Origin of the sequence: Sutcliffiella sp. NC1 (assembly GCF_027594365.1) — a bacterium.
GTDB lineage: Bacteria > Bacillota > Bacilli > Bacillales > Bacillaceae_I > Sutcliffiella > Sutcliffiella cohnii.
Genome location: NZ_CP115153.1, coordinates 1285238 through 1303899 on the forward strand (window position 1 = coordinate 1285238; position 18662 = coordinate 1303899).

19 protein-coding genes are annotated in these 18662 nt (G+C 35.8%); 10 read left to right on the forward strand and 9 right to left on the reverse strand.

Going from position 1 to position 18662, the window contains the following annotated elements; all coding sequences use genetic code 11:
* Window positions 1–9: 9 nt before the first annotated feature.
* Together O1A01_RS06435 and O1A01_RS06440 are read right to left on the reverse strand one after the other, a co-directional pair.
* Window positions 10–675, reverse strand: a complete 666-nt coding sequence (locus tag O1A01_RS06435) for a TerC family protein (RefSeq protein ID WP_066422073.1) — start codon at window positions 673–675, stop codon at window positions 10–12.
* Entirely contained in the window at window positions 666–824 is a 159-nt protein-coding gene (locus tag O1A01_RS06440) for a hypothetical protein (protein ID WP_157729274.1), read from the reverse strand. The genes O1A01_RS06435 and O1A01_RS06440 overlap by 10 nt, the downstream gene beginning before the upstream one ends.
* Window positions 825–1454: 630 nt before the next feature.
* Here O1A01_RS06440 and mecA point away from each other — a divergent pair.
* The 4 genes from mecA (at window position 1455) to pepF (ending at window position 6948) form a co-directional block, all read left to right on the forward strand.
* Window positions 1455–2132 carry an adaptor protein MecA gene (mecA, locus tag O1A01_RS06445; RefSeq protein ID WP_066421725.1) on the forward strand — a complete coding sequence of 226 codons (678 nt, stop codon included), beginning with the start codon at window positions 1455–1457 and terminating at the stop codon, window positions 2130–2132.
* An 87-nt stretch (window positions 2133–2219) separates the two neighbouring features.
* Window positions 2220–3731 (forward strand): cardiolipin synthase, encoded by a 1512-nt coding sequence (cls, locus tag O1A01_RS06450; RefSeq protein WP_066421724.1) that lies wholly within the window; start codon window positions 2220–2222, stop codon window positions 3729–3731.
* A 113-nt stretch (window positions 3732–3844) separates the two neighbouring features.
* The gene (locus O1A01_RS06455; RefSeq protein WP_270065806.1) at window positions 3845–4990 is read left to right on the forward strand and encodes a competence protein CoiA; all 1146 of its coding nucleotides are present in this window, start codon (window positions 3845–3847) and stop codon (window positions 4988–4990) included.
* 143 nt (window positions 4991–5133) lie between these two features.
* Window positions 5134–6948: an oligoendopeptidase F gene (gene pepF, locus O1A01_RS06460; protein WP_066421722.1), complete on the forward strand. Its 1815-nt coding sequence runs from the start codon at window positions 5134–5136 to the stop codon at window positions 6946–6948.
* A gap of 325 nt (window positions 6949–7273) precedes the next feature.
* Here pepF and O1A01_RS06465 read toward each other — a convergent pair whose 3' ends face one another.
* Window positions 7274–7450, reverse strand: a complete 177-nt coding sequence (locus O1A01_RS06465; protein WP_169714869.1) for a hypothetical protein — start codon at window positions 7448–7450, stop codon at window positions 7274–7276.
* A gap of 625 nt (window positions 7451–8075) precedes the next feature.
* Here O1A01_RS06465 and O1A01_RS06470 point away from each other — a divergent pair.
* Window positions 8076–8264: a hypothetical protein gene (locus tag O1A01_RS06470; protein ID WP_066421489.1), complete on the forward strand. Its 189-nt coding sequence runs from the start codon at window positions 8076–8078 to the stop codon at window positions 8262–8264.
* Window positions 8265–8285: 21 nt separating this feature from the next.
* On the opposite strand, the gene O1A01_RS06475 is transcribed toward O1A01_RS06470, so the two are convergent.
* The 4 genes from O1A01_RS06475 to O1A01_RS06490 all read right to left on the reverse strand — a co-directional run bounded on the left by O1A01_RS06475 (window position 8286) and on the right by O1A01_RS06490 (window position 11045).
* Entirely contained in the window at window positions 8286–9155 is an 870-nt protein-coding gene (locus O1A01_RS06475) for a ClpXP adapter SpxH family protein (RefSeq protein ID WP_270065807.1), read from the reverse strand.
* Window positions 9148–9555, reverse strand: coding sequence for a globin domain-containing protein (locus O1A01_RS06480; RefSeq protein WP_066421488.1), 408 nt, complete (start codon window positions 9553–9555; stop codon window positions 9148–9150). Before O1A01_RS06480 ends, O1A01_RS06475 begins: the two co-directional genes overlap by 8 nt.
* Window positions 9556–9823: 268 nt before the next feature.
* Window positions 9824–10450 (reverse strand): lytic transglycosylase domain-containing protein, encoded by a 627-nt coding sequence (locus O1A01_RS06485; RefSeq protein ID WP_066421486.1) that lies wholly within the window; start codon window positions 10448–10450, stop codon window positions 9824–9826.
* A complete protein-coding gene (locus O1A01_RS06490) occupies window positions 10440–11045 on the reverse strand; it encodes a CYTH domain-containing protein (RefSeq protein WP_066421484.1) in 606 nt (201 codons plus the stop codon). Before O1A01_RS06490 ends, O1A01_RS06485 begins: the two co-directional genes overlap by 11 nt.
* Before the next feature lie 142 nt (window positions 11046–11187).
* On the opposite strand from O1A01_RS06490, the gene O1A01_RS06495 reads away from it, so the two are divergent.
* Genes O1A01_RS06495 through O1A01_RS06510 form a run of 4 tightly spaced genes read left to right on the forward strand, consistent with a single transcriptional unit; the run spans window position 11188 to window position 14005 of the window.
* Window positions 11188–11562, forward strand: coding sequence for a UPF0738 family protein (locus O1A01_RS06495; protein ID WP_066421482.1), 375 nt, complete (start codon window positions 11188–11190; stop codon window positions 11560–11562).
* 54 nt (window positions 11563–11616) lie between these two features.
* Entirely contained in the window at window positions 11617–12246 is a 630-nt protein-coding gene (locus tag O1A01_RS06500) for a GTP diphosphokinase (RefSeq protein ID WP_066421480.1), read from the forward strand.
* A gap of 15 nt (window positions 12247–12261) precedes the next feature.
* Complete coding sequence (locus tag O1A01_RS06505) at window positions 12262–13056, forward strand: NAD kinase (protein WP_066421478.1); 795 nt, start codon at window positions 12262–12264, stop codon at window positions 13054–13056.
* A 58-nt stretch (window positions 13057–13114) separates the two neighbouring features.
* Window positions 13115–14005, forward strand: coding sequence for an RluA family pseudouridine synthase (locus O1A01_RS06510; RefSeq protein WP_066421475.1), 891 nt, complete (start codon window positions 13115–13117; stop codon window positions 14003–14005).
* A gap of 10 nt (window positions 14006–14015) precedes the next feature.
* Here O1A01_RS06510 and prpE read toward each other — a convergent pair whose 3' ends face one another.
* Both prpE and O1A01_RS06520 read right to left on the reverse strand, forming a co-directional pair.
* Window positions 14016–14762 (reverse strand): bis(5'-nucleosyl)-tetraphosphatase PrpE, encoded by a 747-nt coding sequence (gene prpE / locus O1A01_RS06515; RefSeq protein ID WP_066421472.1) that lies wholly within the window; start codon window positions 14760–14762, stop codon window positions 14016–14018.
* A gap of 13 nt (window positions 14763–14775) precedes the next feature.
* Window positions 14776–15963, reverse strand: a complete 1188-nt coding sequence (locus O1A01_RS06520) for an FtsW/RodA/SpoVE family cell cycle protein (protein ID WP_066421469.1) — start codon at window positions 15961–15963, stop codon at window positions 14776–14778.
* Between the two features lie 490 nt (window positions 15964–16453).
* On the opposite strand from O1A01_RS06520, the gene O1A01_RS06525 reads away from it, so the two are divergent.
* On the forward strand, window positions 16454–18517 hold the full coding sequence (locus tag O1A01_RS06525) for a cation:proton antiporter domain-containing protein (RefSeq protein ID WP_066422005.1): 2064 nt from the start codon (window positions 16454–16456) through the stop codon (window positions 18515–18517).
* Window positions 18518–18662: the final 145 nt, after the last annotated feature.

Sequence of the window (18662 nt, forward strand, 5' to 3'; positions counted from 1 at the left end):
CTGGAAATTTTATTGAATAGTCGTTCTTCTCGTAAACTTTTGGATATAGGATAAGCCTGTTACGAATAAGATAACGGCAAACGGAAATATATTAAGCCAATTCGAAGAAGGAATCGCATGTTGAATCATCGGCTCCGAGATCATCATCTTACCAGCTGTGTATGCTAAAATAGCGGCTCCGATGTATATAACAATAGGATATTTCTCCATGATTAAAAGGATAATTTTACTTCCCCAAATAATGATCGGAATGGAGAATAGAAGTCCAATAACTACAAGAATAAACTGTCCATGTGCTGCTCCTGCTACTGCCATAACATTATCAAATCCCATAACGAGATCTGCTACAATTATTGTTTTAATAGCAGTGAATAAAGAAGCGCTACCGCGTACATTAACTTGCTCTTCTTCTTTCTTTAACAATCCGTAAGCTATGTAAGCAAGTAAAACACCGCCAACAAATTGTAGAAAAGGGACTGTTAATAAGTAGACAGCGAGAATAGTTAATACAATACGACAAACGATAGCTAATACTGTTCCAATAATGATCGCTTTATTACGAAGTTTCTCTGGTAGTTCACGACATGCTAACGCAATTAAAATAGCATTGTCACCACCAAGTATAATATCTATCCCAATTATAATAAGAATGGAAGTAATTAATTCTATGTCCACGATATCTCTCCTTCTTGTCCCATTAATATTAAATATAATGGGGAAGCGAGGATAATATGCTTGTTTTTTTCAAACGAACTTGATAGTCTTATGGAAAGTAAATGGATATTGCTTTTATTTTGTTTGAAAGCTCCAGTTTGATTGGACATAAGCGAGCCGCCTCCGCTTTTCGGATTGTCTAGCTCCGGGCGTTAGCGGCTATCAAACTTCCCTTTCCTTCTGTACGATAAGTCAACATCAGCTCACTGACGTTCGCTGTGTTTCCTTTATCTCCGGCAGGAAAGGTCCAGTTTGTACGCCGCTACCAAACGCCCTCCGCTTTTCGGATTGTCTAGCTCCGGCGGCTAGGTCCGGCTCAAACTTCACTTTTCCTCCGTACGATAAGTCAACATCAACTCGCCTCCTGGCTCGTTGTGTTTCCTTTATCTCCGGCAGGAAAGGTCCAGTTTGTACGCCGCTACCAAACGCCCTCCGCTTTTCGTATAGGCAGGAGTCGTTTTTTTGAAATTTAGCATTTTTTATTTCCATTCCAACAATAAATGTCATAGAATAAGAGTACAAGGTATTTTATTGATGCATAGACTATATGTTTATGCTAGTTAGTAAATGGAAACAGTATTACAATAGGTCAGTTTTTATGGAGGTTTCCCTTCCAAAGGAACGAAAAAAAGGAAAATGAGACGTGAATGGATTAATGTTCATCTCTAATTGCTTCCAAAATAAATATTGGTAGGAAGCGTGTATCATTTACCTATCATTGAAGGGAGTTGTTATGAAAAATGGAAATCGAAAGAATTAACGAAAATACAGTTAAATTTTATATTTCGTATGGTGATATAGAGGAAAGAGGCTTTTCTAGGGAAGAAATTTGGTACAATCGTGAGCGTAGTGAAGAATTGTTTTGGGAAATGATGGATGAGGCTCATGATGAAGAAGATTTTGCTGTGGAGGGCCCACTTTGGATACAAGTGCAAGCTTTAGATAAAGGATTAGAAGTAATTGTTACACTTGCGCAATTATCAAGAGATGGAAAGACTTTCGAAGTTCCAATTTCAGAAGATAAAAAGATGGATTTCCCAGTTGATGAGCGTATTGAATCAATGTTAGATCATCATTTTAACCCTACTAAAGAAGATGATGAACTAGGAAATGAAGATGAAGATTTACTACAGTTTATGATTAAGTTTAAAGACTTTGAAGATTTCATTTCTGTCAGTCATCGGTTAAAAAACTTAGATAACATGGAAAATAGTCTATACTCCTTTGAAGGAAAATATTATTTATACGTAGATTTTGCAAGCGAGCATTATACGGATGATCAAATAGATAATGTACTAAGTGTCTTACTTGAGTACGGTGAAGAAACACAAGTAACGATTCACCGTCTAGCTGAGTATGGTACGATAATTAATAAAGGAAATGCTATGGAAGAAATTTCAAAGCACTTTTCACTATAATCGTGTACCGATTTCATTGAAATGGAATCGGTTTTTTTAAGCCTTAAAACGTTATACTCGTTTTAGGTGACATCGGAGGTGGGATACTTGAAAAATACGTTTAGAGTCACTTTGTTTTTGTTAGCGGTTATTTCTATTTTATATGTTTTTAAGGACTATCTTGGTGGATGGGTACTTGGGATACTCTCCGTTTTGTTTCCCTTGTCAGTTCTATTCATTGCTTTTCTCATATTTTTTGAAAATCGACATCCAACTAGAACGTTAACATGGTTAGTCGTATTAGGGAGCTTCCCTGTATTAGGGTTTATATTTTATATTTTGTTTGGCAGGAATGTCCGAAAGCAAAGACTCTTTCAAAAAAAGGCGTTATTGGATAAACATACAGCAGAACATATAGAAGGCCATCGAAGCTATTCAGAAGAAGAAATGAAGCTGCTCGGTAATGAATATCGTTCGCTTTTTCAACTTTCCAAAAATCTTGGAAGAAGCCCAATTTCATTTGCGACAGAAACGAGGGTTTTAACGGATGGAGACGAGACGTTTTCAAAAATAATAGAAGAACTAGAAAAAGCCAACCACCATATTCATTTAGAATATTACATCGTTCGCCATGATGATTTAGGAAACAAAATTAAAAATATCCTTATTAAGAAAGCAAAAGAAGGGGTCATCGTCCGCTTTTTATACGATGCAGTTGGTAGTTTTAAGCTATCAAACAAATATATTAATGATTTAAAAGAAGCCGGAGTGCAAATTGTTCCTTTTTCACCTGTTCGCTTTCCAGTGTTTAATAATAAAATTAATTTCCGAAACCATCGAAAAATAATCGTTATTGATGGAAACATCGGCTTCGTAGGTGGCTTAAATATTGGGGATGAATATTTAGGTAAAGATAAATATTTCGGATATTGGCGAGACACTCATCTTTATGTAAAAGGTAAGGCGGTTCGTTCACTACAACTTATTTTTTTACAAGACTGGTATTATATGACCGAACAATCTTTGCTTTCACCAGAGTATTTATCTCCTAAATTACAAGAAAATATTAATCATGGCGGAGTTCAAATGATTGCAGGTGGACCTGACCAAGAATGGGAAGTTATCAAAAACTTATTTTTTGCGATGATTACGTCAGCGAGGAAAACGATTTGGATTGCTTCACCATATTTCATTCCAGACGACGATATTTTTTCTGCTTTAAAAGTTGCTGCATTAAGTGGAGTAGATGTAAGGTTATTAATGCCAAGCCGTCCTGATAAAAAGATTGTTTTTTACGCTTCTCGTTCTTATTTTCCTGAACTAATGGAAGCAGGCGTGAAAGTTTTTGAATACGAAAAAGGCTTTTTGCATAGTAAAGTCATTATTGTAGATGAAGAAGTTGCGTCAATTGGTACTGCAAACATGGATATGCGTAGCTTTCATTTGAATTTTGAAGTTAATGCTTTTTTGTATAATACGAAAAGCTTACACAAACTTGTGGAAGACTATGAAGATGATATAAAGAACTCTAAACCGATTGTTAAAGAAGTATTTGCAAATCGACCTTTCTATCAAAGAATAATGGAGTCGTTATGCCGTTTAACGAGCCCGCTCTTATAAAACCTAGAGATATTTCTAGGTTTTTTATTTTTTAAAAGGATATATAAAAAATTTGTCGAAGTAAAGAGTGTCAGTTTCTATTTCCTAGCTAATCAAAGGAGATAGATGGAAAAATGTTTATAGCAAAAAGAGAAGATGGCTCGTACTATTCATTATTAGATGGTAAGCCAATTCCCAATAGTGGTCCATATTTTTGCCCAGCATGTGGTGGAAAACTTCAAATGAAAGTTGGACAAAAAAGACGTCCTCATTTTGCTCATTACCGTGCAGATTGCAACGCCTCAACAGAGCGAGAATCCCTGTACCATTTAGAAGGAAAAAGGCAACTCTATTATTTACTAAAAAAATATGGAAACACAACGATGGAACATTACGTGATAGAAACGAGGCAACGTATAGATGTGCTGCTAGAAACGAAAAACAGACGTTATGCCGTTGAATTTCAATGTTCTACTATTCCAGCAACATTAATGGTAGAAAGAACGAAAAGTTATTTCTCACAAAACTTGTTTCCTCTTTGGATTTTAAGTAAGAAAAGATTTCAAAATACCCTTCATCAAACAATTTCTTCGTTTGAGTGGCTATATTTAAATTATCCTACCCATTCTACCACTCCATTTTTTATAAGCTTTTGTCCTTACGATAAAAAATTCACATACATTATTCCTTACTTCCCTTATAGTCAACAAAAGGCGTTTATCCTATCATTTTCAACGGAAAATTTATACGTTCACAGCTTTCCAAGTATGAAACTTCCATTTTATTGGCGTAAGCGCTGGGTTGAATATAAACGAAAATGGCGGTACGAATACTGTCTGTATAACGGAATGATAGCGCTAAAAAAATATTGCTATCAACATTATGGCGTTTCGTTAACACAGCTCCCTGCAGAGATCGGTCTTCCTGTTCCATCACAATTTTTCATGCAAACACCTTTAATAGAATGGCAAGCATGGCTCTTTTACGATTGTATATTTACTGTACCTACCGGCTCTATTATTCACCTTCCTTCTGTTGTACAAATGTTTGAAAGGAGAGTAAAAGAAGGAAAAATTAAAATAAGAACGTTACCACTCGTAGAAAGAGTCGATTATACAAACGCTGTTCGCCAATATGTTGAAGCGTTAGTTGCCATTGGATTACTAAGTAAAAAAATGGAAAACATTTATGTGAAAAGAAGGTCGATTAATTCTAACGCTAATATGGAAGAGTTAATGAAACAAGACGAAAGATTTATAAAAGCAATTTCGTTAGTATGACTATTCTTTAAAAGGAAAAATTAAAAAGGAGAAAAACGGAGAGTGTCGAATAATATTGAATGGAGAAAAAATCAAAATATTTCTTATAATGGAGATTTTCTCATATAATAGAAGGATGCCATTATAATTTAGGAGGTTTCAAAATGTCAGAACAAAAAACAGTGAATAAGTTACCTGAGCGTCACGAAATAACTGTTGAAGATACATGGAGATTAGAAGATATTTTTCCGACTGATCAAGATTGGGAAAATGAATTCCTTGAAGTGAAAAATATGATTCCGAAAATTAGTGAATTTGCTGGAACGCTATCTACTTCTGCCAATAAACTATATGAAGTATTACAATATCAAGACGAAATTTCTAGTCGTTTAGGTAAATTATATACATATGCTCATATGCGTTATGATCAAGACACCACTAATGCTTTTTACCAAGGATTAAATGACCGAGCTGCGAACCTTTACACTCAAGTAGCGAGTGCTTTATCATTTGTTGTGCCAGAAATTTTATCAATGGATGAAGAGCAGCTAAAGAATTTTGTTCAAGACAATTCAGACTTACAACTTTATGAGCATGCCTTAGACGAAATTAATCGCCAGCGTCCACATATTCTCTCAGCAAAAGAAGAATCGTTATTAGCGCAAGCATCAGAAGTAATGGGCAATTCTTCTAATACGTTCGGAATGTTAAATAATGCTGATTTAACGTTCCCATCCATTAAAGATGAGAATGGGGAAGAAGTAGAAATTACGCATGGTCGTTATATTCGCTTTTTAGAAAGTGAAGATCGTCGTGTTCGTGAAGATGCGTTTAAAGGTGTTTATGAAACGTATGGTAAATATAAAAATACATTCGCAAGCACGCTTTCGGGGACTGTCAAGAAGGATAATTTCCAAGCAAAAGTACGTAACTATGATTCAGCTCGCCATGCTGCGTTAAGTAACAACAATATACCTGAAACTGTTTATGATAATTTAGTGAATACAATTAATGATAACCTACACCTTTTACACCGTTATGTTGATCTACGTAAAAAAGTGTTAGGTGTAGATGAACTACACATGTATGATTTATATACTCCTTTAATAAAAGATGTGAAAATGAAAGTTCCATATGGTGAAGCGAAAGACTATTTGTTAAAAGGTTTAGCTCCACTCGGGGAAGATTATTTAAACATCGTTCAAGAAGGCTTTAACAATCGTTGGGTAGATGTTCAAGAAAATAAAGGAAAACGTTCAGGTGCTTATTCTTCTGGTACGTACGGAACAAATCCTTACATCTTAATGAACTGGCAAGATAATATTAACAACTTATTTACGTTAGCTCACGAGTTCGGACACTCTGTTCACAGCTACTATACTCGGAAAACTCAGCCGTATCCGTATGGAAATTATTCAATTTTCGTAGCGGAGGTTGCTTCTACTTGTAACGAGGCTTTATTAAATGATTATTTATTAAAAACAATCGATGATGAACAGAAAAAGCTTTACTTATTAAATCATTATTTAGAAGGATTCCGTGGTACAGTATTCCGACAAACGATGTTTGCTGAATTCGAACACCAAATTCACCAATTAGCTCAAAACGGTGAAGCGTTAACTGCTGACTTATTTACGGAAAAATACTATGAACTTAATAAGAAATATTTCGGAGAGAACATTCATATTGATGAAGAAATTGGTCTAGAGTGGGCAAGAATACCACATTTCTATTACAATTACTACGTATATCAGTATGCAACTGGTTATAGTGCAGCAACAGCATTAAGCAAGCAAATATTGGAAGAAGGTCAACCAGCAGTAGACCGTTATATTGAATTTTTAAGTGCTGGAAGCTCCGACTATCCAATCGAAGTACTGAAAAAAGCAGGAGTAGATATGACACAATCTTCACCAATCGAAGAAGCATGTAAAGTTTTCGAGCAAAAGCTTACAGAAATGGAAAAGCTACTATCGTAATACTAAAAAGCAAGGTGCATATTGTACCTTGCTTTTGTATTTGTAAAAAATATATTGTCATTCGATGCTAATAGTACAACAACAAGTTGCAAAGCTACTTTTCTGTAATCTTAGTATATACCCAAGGGATTCCAAAAAAGATAATGATTCCGGATAAAAATGAACTGAAAATAAATGGACTTATTACATTTGTTATAAAAAGTAATACAAGTGCTACAATGAAAAATACTCTCCAATACAGAATAAAGTGTTTCAAAATTATCACCCTAACTAGTAACTAATAGCTAATATATAAACGTGTCAATATTAGCAAATTATTTCTATCTTATTTAAACCCTCTAAACCGATGCTGATTGTTTAATAACGACACAAAAATTAATAAGGATAAAAACAAAAGAACCGATGTAAACAAAAGCGGAAAGACGCGCATTAAACCAAATATATTTAAAATAAAAGCAAAGATAATAAACCCAATAGATAAAATAAAGGTCCACTTGTTCATAAATACTCATCCTTCCCCGTAATGGACTATCTGTCTTGTACTAATGTATGCGAAAGATTATATATAATTTACTAGAAAATTCAAAACGGAAATGTTACAAAGTTGTGAAACAATACAAAGGGGACTTGCCAAAAGTCGACAAAATCTGATATATTATAGATGTGAAACGATTCACATACAAACATATACCCCTTTGTTTGACCGTGAAAAATTTCTCCCATCCCCTTTGTTGTCTATTAAAGACAAGGAAAACGCCCTGGCATTTATGCCGGGGCGTTTTCTTTTGTATGGAATAGATGGGAGGGGGCGTCAATAAATTTCGCAAGTGCAGCAAAAAATCTCACAAGTGCGTCAATAATGATCCAAAAGTTAGGAAGTGAGATATTAAAAGTGAAGCTTTAGTAAAGCAAATGCGATTATGATGAAACTTTTAATAGTAATATCCGTATCTTAGTAGATCTCTTATTCATATTGATCCTTAGGGGTTGAAGGTCTCCTATAGTTATCGGATACAAAAGGGAGAGACTACTTTTACACAGCGAGGTGGAAACTTATAATTTCATGGCTAATTGACACATTCTTTACAAAATCGTATCCCGTTTTTACTACTAATGATGTTAAGAAAATGTATAAAGCACAACAACTGCTTCGAGATGCAGGAATTAAAAAATATAAAATTAGTATGGAGAAGACAGATATAAGATTTGCAGCCTCCATCCCACCGGTTCAAACGTTAAAAGTATGTAAAAGTGACCTTATAAAAGCAAAAGAGGTAGTGCGACAATTAAAAAGTAAACAAAAAAGGTCAGTGTAACTAGCGTACACCGACCTTTCATTATTCTAAATACTTCCAGAATGTACCATACTTTACTGGTACTTGTTCTACTTTTTGCTTTAGGACTAACTTTTTCATTTCTCGTTCAACTTCTTGCTCAGTTAAATTGTAGACTACTGCTAATTCCTTCGTCGCGACAAATTCGAACCTTTTTAAAAACTGCTCAATAGATGGTGGTATATCTGGCTTTAATGTCTCGTTAATCATATCCTGTAGTATTTCTACATATATTTCATATGAGTGACAACCAGAAACTTTAATACCTTCCGCTTCAATATTTTCATTAAAGAAAACGAGAGAAGGAATTTCTTGCACTTCCATTTCGGATGTGATCTTTAAGTCGCATTGTAAAGCTTTAGCTGCATACTCTTCTTTCAAATCTCTTTCGAACTCTTCCACATCTAACTGAACGGAGATAGCACATTCTTTCAAGACGTCGATGTTAGAGATGTCTTGTTTTTGTAAAAACAACACCTCTTGAAGCTTTCGTAAAAACTTACTACCAGATCTTCGTCCTTGTAATTCCGCAGCTTTAATAGCAACGGAAGCAGCAAATGGTGTGGAAATCGGTTGTTCTAGCCAAAGGGAACCATCACAGGACATTCCAGAACGATTTGCAGTACGCTCCCAAGTCTTTGCCATCGTTTCAGGAGCGTTTTTCTTACCTAGATTAAGTGTAGCAAGCTTCCCGCTTAACACATGCTTTATGGTGAAATAACGGCCATATTCAATTTGGAGTTTCTTTAAAATCGGTTCTAAACCCCAACATTCTGGACATAACGGATCAATAAATAAGTAAATCTCTATTGGTTTATTTGTTGTATGCTTGATTGTATTTAAATAAAAAAAGTGTTTATCTTGTTCAATCACTGGAATCTTCCTCTTCATCATCTGGAGTGTTGACCATATGTTGTGCTGTTAGTACAAGCCTATGGAAAAATTCCGTTCGCAAAGGACTATCTAATTCGATTTCATCCATTGCTTTTTGCATACAACTTAACCATGCTTTTGCCCGTTTAGGTGTTATTTCAAAAGGCATGTGACGCGCCCGTAACATTGGGTGACCATGTTCTTCAGTATATAAATTAGGTCCGCCTAAATATTGGGTAAGAAATTGTTTTTGCTTTCTGGCAGTCTCAGTTAGATCATCAGGAAAAATGGGTGATAAATCTGGATGCTGGCTAACACGTGCATAAAAAGCATCGACTAAACGATTAATAACATCCTCCCCACCAATTGCTTCAAAAGGTGATTTGATTGGATTCACCATAATAAGAACTCCTCTTCTCAATAGTTAAGCGAATATATGTTTTAGGACTATTAATACGCTTTTTTATTATCTACAATGGATAACAAATATTTCATTTAATTGTATATTATTTTATCAATGTGGTTGTTATATCTCAAATAATTAGATTCGAAAAACTAAGGAAACTATTAGGAGAAGAGTTGGAATCACTAATAATTACCAAATATTATTTTATAGAAGAGAAAATAGACTTAAAAAAAGCCCTAAATTTGTCTTAGGGCTTTTAAAGTTATGCGTAATAGCTTTCTGTTACTTTCGCAATGTATCGTTCTGTTTCTCGAAATGGTGGGATACCATTGTATTTATCTACATTGCCTGGTCCTGCATTATATGCAGCTAGTGCTAACGTCGTATTTCCGTTATACTTTTGGAGCATTTGACTTAAATATTTCGTTCCACCTAATATATTTTCTCGCGGATCAAATGGATTCAAAACACCTAAGCCACGGGCTGTTGAAGGCATTAATTGCATTAGTCCCATCGCACCAGCATGACTTTTCGCATTAGGGTTAAAATTCGATTCGTGTTGGATAACTGATCTAATCAGTTTCGCATCGACATTATATTTTTCGGAGGCTTCTTTAATAATGTCGTCATAGTTTGTTTTCGTTAACAAAGTTGTGTTCGTGTTTAAAGGATCCAAAGATTTTTGTAAAAGTGGTAATAACGATTCTGTTGTAGCGCTATTTAATGGATGGGTAAATAAGCTATTTCCAACATTTTGTGAAGGGGGAGTCCCTACCGTTTGCTGAAAGATGCTAGAAAATGTTGTTAAGTTATTGTTGCTTTTGTTTGTTCCATTCATATTTTGTAACGCTTGAATTTCTAAAAGAGTTCGATACTGATTAACTCTCATGTTTATAGTCACCTTCTAACGCTTTTTTTTGCTCGTAAAATCGTACAATTTTATTTTTTGTTGGACGGATTGGTATTTCGTATTTGTGTAATAACCTTTCAAAAACTATTTTTCCTTCCTTAAAGGAGGAAGCCTCGTATTCTAATTCATAATCCGTAACACCTAAATAGTTAGATTCGTCTAACACGAGGAGGCCATTTTCATAAGAGAATTGCACTCGTTTTGTCGTAAGGGAGCCGAAATATTGTACAGTAGTAGGATCAATATTTAAGCTTGTCTTCAAAACAGAGGAGATACCACCATCCAATAGTCTTCCTTCATCGAGTATTCGGTTCATATCTGACTGAAGAATCGTTTCATGAGTTTCTAACAGTCCTTCTCCTGCAGGTTGCTTCAACGTTAATTGGTACGCCTTATTTTTTTCGCGTATACGTAAAGCACAACCGTTTTGCTTTAAGTGGAAGTCAGGTGTATCTAAATAATGGTTAATTTGTATTACACCTTCATCGGCAGTATGTTGAAATGCTTTTAATAGACGGGAATACTCGTCTTTCGTTATGATATTTTTGAATTCAATCTCTATTTCTTGATGCATAACATTTCCTCATTTCGCTTTGTCTATTTCTATTATCGGCATAAATGATTCTAATTTCAATGGAAAAAGATTGAGGAAAAATTTATGGAAAGGAATAAACTATGATAAAATATAGGAGGAAATCGCTTGGAAGGAGATGCACATGCAAAAAAGAATAGAAATTAAAGAAACGTTAGTTAATTCACAGCAATTGCAATTACTTGCTGACGAAGTGGCTTTCTCTCTTGAGGAAGTGCAAGCGAGCAATCAAATGTTAGTAGATTCTGACCAACTTTCATTTATTTATAAGCTAGAAACAGCAACAGAATTTGTTTATGTGAGCATTTCACATTCTTTTTGGTCTGCGATAAAAAATGCGGTGGAAGAAAAGAAAGCAATTGTATTAGTAGTAGGAAAAATAGCATTATTATTAACCCAGTTTGCAGAAGAGTTACAATACTTAGTAGAAAATATTAAAGATAACGCAAACTACGGGGAAGACATGGAGAAGAAAGTTACCGAAGTATTTTTCGCCTAATAAAGAAGTTTATGCTTACAAAGCAGATATAGAGAGTTAAAAGGGGTATGCCGTATGATTCAACAATGGGATTTATTTTTAGCGCCGTATAAGCAGGCGATTGATGAATTAAAGGTGAAATTGAAAGGTGCTCGTTCACAGTTTGAAATGCATTCAGAGCATACACCGATTGAATTCGTAACAGGACGTGTAAAGCCAATTGCTAGCATTTTAGATAAAGCAACACGTAAAGGTATTCCGCTAGAGCGGTTAGAAGAAGAAATGCAGGACATTGCAGGAATACGTATGATGTGTCAGTTCGTTGATGACATCCATCGTGTTGTTGATTTGTTGAGGAAGCGGAATGATTTTAAAATTATTGAAGAAAGAGACTACGTAACTCGAAAGAAAGAAAGCGGGTATCGGTCTTATCATATGGTTATAGAATATCCAGTTCAAACGATTAAGGGAGAAAAGATTATTCTAGTCGAAATTCAAATACGTACGTTAGCAATGAATTTTTGGGCTACCATTGAGCATTCTTTAAACTATAAATATAGTGGTCAGTTTCCACAAGAAATACATGAACGTCTCGTTCGAGCAGCGGAAGCCGCTTATCTTTTAGACGAAGAAATGTCCCAAATCCGTGGGGAAATACAAGAAGCACAAGCAATATTCTCAAGAAAAAAAGAAATGGATACATAATGGGGAGGTGAGCAGATGAGGTTTGCGATTACGTCCAAAGGTGATGCAGTGTCGAATACGTTAATGTTAAAAATGAAAACATATTTGCAAGACTTTGAGCTCATTTATGATGAGGATCGTCCAGATATCGTCGTTTCCGTTGGTGGAGACGGGACATTACTATATGCTTTTCATCGCTACAAAAGTAGATTAGATAAGACTGCTTTTATCGGAGTGCATACTGGACATTTAGGCTTTTATGCCGATTGGGTACCAGAGGAGATAGAAAAGCTCGTCATCGCCATTGCTAAAACACCATATCAGACTATTGAATACCCTCTTCTAGAGGTGATTATCCGTTACATAGATGGTGGCAAAGAAACGAGATATTTAGCGCTTAATGAATGTACAGTGAAAAGTGTAGAAGGAACGTTAGTAATGGACGTTGAAATTAAAGGCCAGCCTTTTGAAACGTTCCGTGGAGATGGTCTCTGTATTTCCACACCTTCTGGAAGTACTGCTTACAATAAAGCGTTAGGTGGGGCAATATTGCATCCGTCATTACCAGCCATACAAATTGCAGAAATGGCCTCTATTAATAATCGTGTTTTTCGTACAATCGGTTCACCGTTAGTTTTACCAGATCATCATACATGCTTACTTAAACCCGTAAACGATGTAGATTATCAAATAACAATCGATCATTTAACATTACTTCATAAAGATGTAAAGTCGATTCAATGCCGAGTGGCTAAAGAGAAAATAAGGTTTGCTCGATTTCGTCCGTTTCCATTTTGGAAAAGAGTTCGTGATTCCTTTATTTCTGGTTAAACGAAGCAATCAGCACTTGTCTGGTTGCTTTTTATTAATATTTTAAAGAGGGTAAAACATGTTCACACTTCACTTTATTGTAAAAAAACAAGACGAAGGGAAACTACTCCGGGAATTTTTAAGAGAAAAGCATATTTCTAAATCAGCTCTAGCAGATATTAAGTTTGCTGGCGGATCCATTCTTGTAAATGGCAACCGAGTAACAGTTAGGTATATGCTTCGAATTGGTGATGATATAGAAGTCACTTTTCCAGAAGAAATAAGTAGTGAGGGGTTAAAAGCTGAACAGTTGCCGCTCGATATTGTTTACGAAGATGATTATGTTCTCGTCTTAAATAAAGCACCATACATGAATTCAATCCCATCAAGAGAACACCCAACAGGTTCTGTTGCGAATGCACTCCTATATTATTATAAAAAAAATGGGTTGCATAGTGCTGTCCATATCGTAACAAGATTAGATCGAGACACATCGGGCCTAATGCTCATTGCGAAAAACCGTTACATTCACCATTTATTTTCTTTGCAACAGAAAGATCACTCTATACAACGATCCTACATTGCAATCGTTCATGGCAGGCTAAAGAAACGAAATGGAATAGTTAATGAGCCGATTGGAAGAAAAGAGACGAGTATTATTGAAAGGGAAGTGCGACAAGATGGGCAACACGCAATTACCCATTATGAAGTGATGGAAGAGTATTCACAATCCAGTTTATTAAAATTAAAATTAGAAACTGGTCGAACACACCAAATTCGAGTACATTTGTCATACGTCGGAAATCCACTACTGGGAGATGACTTATATGGCGGAAAAAGAGACCTAATAAAGCGACAAGCACTTCACAGTTGCGAATTAACATTTTTTCATCCGGTTTTAGAGCAAGAGTTACACTTTCAGTCAAAACTTCCGGCAGATATGCAACAACTATTAAATATGGAGGAGTAGGATAATAATCCTACTCCTTATCAAGGTCCCGAAATTTCTCTTCTACTAGCGGCATAGACGATGGAACAGACACGGTTTCCATCTCAGGATAACGAACGGCTGACAAAGAACCACCGAACACTGCTCCTGTATCAATATTAACCGTATTGTTGACAAACCTCGGTTGCTTAACAGGAGTATGACCATAAACAATCCATGCGTCCCCATCGTATTGTTTCGCCCAATCACGGCGAACAGGCATACCGTTTGCTTCAAACTCACCAGTAATATCTCCATATAGAACGAACGTTTTTACCTTTTTGGAATGCTTCCCAATATAATCTTTCTTAATTCCTGCGTGGGCAATAATTAGTTTTCCGCCGTTTAAAACATGATACAATGGTGCATTTTCATAAAGCTTTACAAATAAATGGTTATACTTCTTTTGGTCTTTTCTATTAAGTGCTTCGAATTCTGCTACAGTTGTTTCTAAACCGTGCGTTATTTGTACTTTATTTCCTAAAAAATATCGATACAATTTATTACAATGGTTTCCGGGTACGTAATAACCTTTCCCGCTTGATACTACATTTGCTACAAATTCTATTACTTTTAAGGAGTGAGGTCCTCGGTCCGTTAGATCCCCTACAAAACCAAGCCTTCTCTCTTCAGGGTGTCTAACCCTACTTTCTTCATCAATCGTGTAGCCTAATTTTTCTAATAAAATTTTTAATTCATCATAGCAACCGTGTATATCACCAATAATATCTATTTTCATTTTTTCTCCTCCATTAATCAAACATATATTGTTTCGATTTGCCGTAAACATTTAACACAATCCCAATTGCGGCCATGTATGTAACTAATGAGCTTCCCCCGTAGCTTACAAATGGAAGTGGGAGTCCTGTAATAGGCAGGAGGCCAATCGTCATTCCGATATTTTGAAACACCTGAAAACCTATCATTCCGACAATACCTGCGCATAGAAAACTTCCAAACGTGTCGTTACATTGTAAGGCAATGGATACAATACGAAAAATTAATATGAAAAACAATGAAATAATAATGCTACCGCCAAGAAAACCAAACTGCTCTGCCGCCATAGCGAAAATAAAATCGGTATGTGACTCAGGAAGAGCTACCTCTACATGACCAAAACCTGTTCCGTATAACGTTCCAGAACCAACAGCTTTTAAAGATTGCAGAAGCTGGTATCCATAAGCATCAGAATGACCATGTGGGTCTAGCCACCCATAAAAACGACCTAATTGATACTCATGAAACCCATATTGGTAAAAAAAGTTTGGGAATTTTAAATATAAAAAAATAAAACTAGAAATGATTAGTAGGATTGACGTCATTAATCCTAGCAATAAACGCCACCTAATACCTGAAATTAATATATACGTGATGAAGATGGAAGTATAAATCATCGTCATTCCGAGGTCAGGTTGCCTAACTAAAAATAAAACAGGACATAAAAATAGAAAAGTTAATTTAAATATAAGCATCCATTCTTTTTTTAAAATGGCATCAAAGTGTAATTCGTCTTCTTCTAAGCTTTCACGAAACTGTGTTAATACGATACTAGAAGCAAATATATAAAAAAGCTTCATAAATTCTGACGGTTGCACATTTCCGATGCCAGGAATGGAATACCAACTCGTAGCCCCGTTAATCGTTAATACTTGAGGCGAGATTGATATATCTAACCCAATTAATAAAATCATTCCAATCGCATATAAATAATAACCGAAATGTCGATAACGCTCATAATCAAAAAAGAGACATAAAACAGTACCAGTACTTCCAATAATATACCAAAACGTTTGTTTTTGAACAAAATGAACAGACTGTAATTTAGCTGGTAATGACGGCTGAATGGCAGATAATATAATGAGACTAATAAGTGCTAATAAAAAAATAATCATTAAAACGGTGTAATCAATCTTATATTCCGTCGTCATATTCTCTTCCATCGTTACGTTACTCCTCCTTTAATATAGATAAAAATGCAAGTGAAATATTCACCATCGGGCTTAAGCTAATCCGTTTCACTTCGCTACAGACACTTGGCTTTCCGCGGGGAGGGAGTCGAGCCTCCTCGGCTGCGCCTGTGGGGTCTCGACCTTCCCTCTACATCCCGCAGGAGTCAAGTGTCTTCCGCTCCGTTCCACTCACGGTTCTAAATCTGAAAGGTAAATATTGTATCAGTTCAAAAGAGATGGACCCATATTAACGAATAACAACAATCAATGTCTTCTAAATAGAATTGCTATTTTTCCTAAAGTAGCCTATTTTCGAGGGAAAACAATAGAAATCCGTACCCAACTTTTTGTATTATTATTTTATAAAATATAATGCATCATCCTTCATGCGCAGTTTTGTTTGCTTTACCGTCATGTTTGGGGATGGTATAATCTTTAACTATGTGTAAAAAGCAATTTTGAAAGGATCGGGGGGAAAGCTTTGTTTGAATTTCCTATTACCGAACCAGTTTTATTATTTGCGATTGCAATGATCATTTTCTTTATTTTTCCCTACTTTATGAAATTATTACGAATTCCTGGTCTTATCGGGCCAATATTAGCAGGTGTAATAATTGGACCAAATGGGCTAGGGGTATTAGAACGAACGCAAACGATAGAATTATTAGGTACGGTAGGCTTATTATTTATTATTTTTATCGCTGGATTAGAAATGGATTTAGACGGATTTAAAAAATACCGAAATAGAAGTATTGTTTACGGCTTATTATCCTTTTGGATACCGTTAATTTTAGGAACGTTAGTAAGCTTAATGCTCGGATACAATTTAGCTGCTTCTGTATTAATCGGGTCTATTTTAGGTTCCCATACGCTTTTAGGCTATCCAATTGCTAGCCGATTAGGTATAGGAAAAAATAAAGCTGTCACTACAGCAGTAGGTGGAAGTCTTTTAACGGATACGTTTGCTTTATTAATACTTGCAGTAATTACGGGAGCAGCAGCTGGTCAGTTAGATATTTATTTTGGAGTTAAATTGACCATTTCTATCATTATTTTTGTTGCCGTTATTTTCCTCGGAACTCCATTCATATCACGTTGGTTTTTCCGCAATGTAACGACGGAAGGACCTGTAGAATTTACATATGTAATGGTCCTTTTATTTACAGCTGGTTCGTTAGCGGTGGTTGCTGGTCTTCAACCAATTATCGGTGCCTTTTTGGTTGGGTTAGCACTAAATCGTTTCATCTTCGAACAAGGTGCGTTAATGAACAGAATTCGATTTACAGCCAATGCGATTTTTATTCCATTTTTCCTACTTTCTGTCGGGATGTTAATGGATTTAAGAGTGCTTGTAAGCAATCCGAAAGCTTGGGTGTTAACGGGTTTGATCGTTTTAGGTTTATTAATTGGAAAATATAGTGCAGCCCTCTTAACGAGTAAGTTATACGGTTATTCCAAAGAAGAGAACTTAGTAATCTTTGGTTTAACAACGCCTCAAGCGGCAGCAACTTTAGCAGCTACACTAGTAGGATTTAATGTCGGTTTACTTGATCAAGTAACGGTTAACGGTGTTATTATTATGATTTTAATTACTTGTATTATTGGCCCATACATTGTTGAAAAGTATGGCCGTAAATTAGCACTATTAGAAGAGCAACAGCCAATGAAAAGTAATGAAGCGCCAGAGCGTATTTTAATACCAGTTGCAAATCCGCAAACGATGAGTGGGTTGTTAGATTTAGCTTTTGTCATTAGGCAAACACGATCCGTCGATAATCCGCTTTATGCGTTAAGTGTAGTTCAACGTGATATGTGGTCAGCTGAAGCAGAAGTCGCTAAAGCTGAAAAAATGTTAAGTGCAGCCGTTACGTACGCTAGTGGGGCAGATGTACCGCTCCGAGTCACAACACGTGTTGATCGAAACGTTGCTATCGGTATTAACCGAGCAATTGCAGAAGAGAGAATTACGACACTTGTTGCAGGATGGAATGGAGAGCGTTCTGGTCCACAGAGGATATTTGGCGGCGTTATTGACCAAGTATTAGATCAAACGAATATATCGGTACTCATTACGAAATTAGGACATAAATTAAATACGACGAAACGAATCGTTCTTGTGATACCGAGCGGAATGGACCATAAATCTGGTTATTGGGATGCGTTAAAAAAAGTGAAAGTAATAGCTAGTAACTTAGGTGCAACGATTCAATGTTATGTATTAAAAGACTTTCCTGATACGTACAAAGCTCATATGAAGGAAATAAAGCCAAACCCTCCAACAATTGTGGAATGGGTACAAGATTGGGTAACTCTATACGAACAAAAACTTCAAACATTGCAAAAAGACGATATCGTTATCGTATTAAGTGCAAGAAAAGGGACGGTTGGGTGGCATCCACAGCTAGAGCGCATACCGAAACGCCTAGCTTCGATGAATCCGGAAAGCTTTATTATTTTCTATCCAGCTGAAGGACAATCAGACCTACGTGGGTCAAGAGGAACTGAAGTGCCACGTGAAGTATTGTTTACGAATGATTACGATTAATTAAAAGTCTTAAGGCCATATTAACTGATTTCAGTTAATATGGCTTTTTATCGTTTAGAAACTATAAGCGTGTATATTTTGTGGATAACTACTAACTTTACTTACGTTACGTCTAGCTCCTTTGGAAAAGGCCCTCGAGACATAA

What these genes read in the sequence shown, in the direction of transcription:
- O1A01_RS06440 (WP_157729274.1), bottom strand. Translation starts at nt 824, where the DNA reads ATGTCCAATCAAACTGGAGCTTTCAAACAAAATAAAAGCAATATCCAT.
- mecA (WP_066421725.1), top strand. Translation starts at nt 1,455, where the DNA reads ATGGAAATCGAAAGAATTAACGAAAATACAGTTAAATTTTATATTTCG.
- O1A01_RS06455 (WP_270065806.1), top strand. Translation starts at nt 3,845, where the DNA reads ATGTTTATAGCAAAAAGAGAAGATGGCTCGTACTATTCATTATTAGAT.
- pepF (WP_066421722.1), top strand. Translation starts at nt 5,134, where the DNA reads ATGTCAGAACAAAAAACAGTGAATAAGTTACCTGAGCGTCACGAAATA.
- O1A01_RS06465 (WP_169714869.1), bottom strand. Translation starts at nt 7,450, where the DNA reads ATGAACAAGTGGACCTTTATTTTATCTATTGGGTTTATTATCTTTGCT.
- O1A01_RS06470 (WP_066421489.1), top strand. Translation starts at nt 8,076, where the DNA reads ATGTATAAAGCACAACAACTGCTTCGAGATGCAGGAATTAAAAAATAT.
- O1A01_RS06480 (WP_066421488.1), bottom strand. Translation starts at nt 9,555, where the DNA reads ATGGTGAATCCAATCAAATCACCTTTTGAAGCAATTGGTGGGGAGGAT.
- O1A01_RS06485 (WP_066421486.1), bottom strand. Translation starts at nt 10,450, where the DNA reads ATGAGAGTTAATCAGTATCGAACTCTTTTAGAAATTCAAGCGTTACAA.
- O1A01_RS06490 (WP_066421484.1), bottom strand. Translation starts at nt 11,045, where the DNA reads ATGCATCAAGAAATAGAGATTGAATTCAAAAATATCATAACGAAAGAC.
- O1A01_RS06495 (WP_066421482.1), top strand. Translation starts at nt 11,188, where the DNA reads ATGCAAAAAAGAATAGAAATTAAAGAAACGTTAGTTAATTCACAGCAA.
- O1A01_RS06500 (WP_066421480.1), top strand. Translation starts at nt 11,617, where the DNA reads ATGATTCAACAATGGGATTTATTTTTAGCGCCGTATAAGCAGGCGATT.
- O1A01_RS06505 (WP_066421478.1), top strand. Translation starts at nt 12,262, where the DNA reads ATGAGGTTTGCGATTACGTCCAAAGGTGATGCAGTGTCGAATACGTTA.
- O1A01_RS06510 (WP_066421475.1), top strand. Translation starts at nt 13,115, where the DNA reads ATGTTCACACTTCACTTTATTGTAAAAAAACAAGACGAAGGGAAACTA.
- prpE (WP_066421472.1), bottom strand. Translation starts at nt 14,762, where the DNA reads ATGAAAATAGATATTATTGGTGATATACACGGTTGCTATGATGAATTA.
- O1A01_RS06520 (WP_066421469.1), bottom strand. Translation starts at nt 15,963, where the DNA reads ATGGAAGAGAATATGACGACGGAATATAAGATTGATTACACCGTTTTA.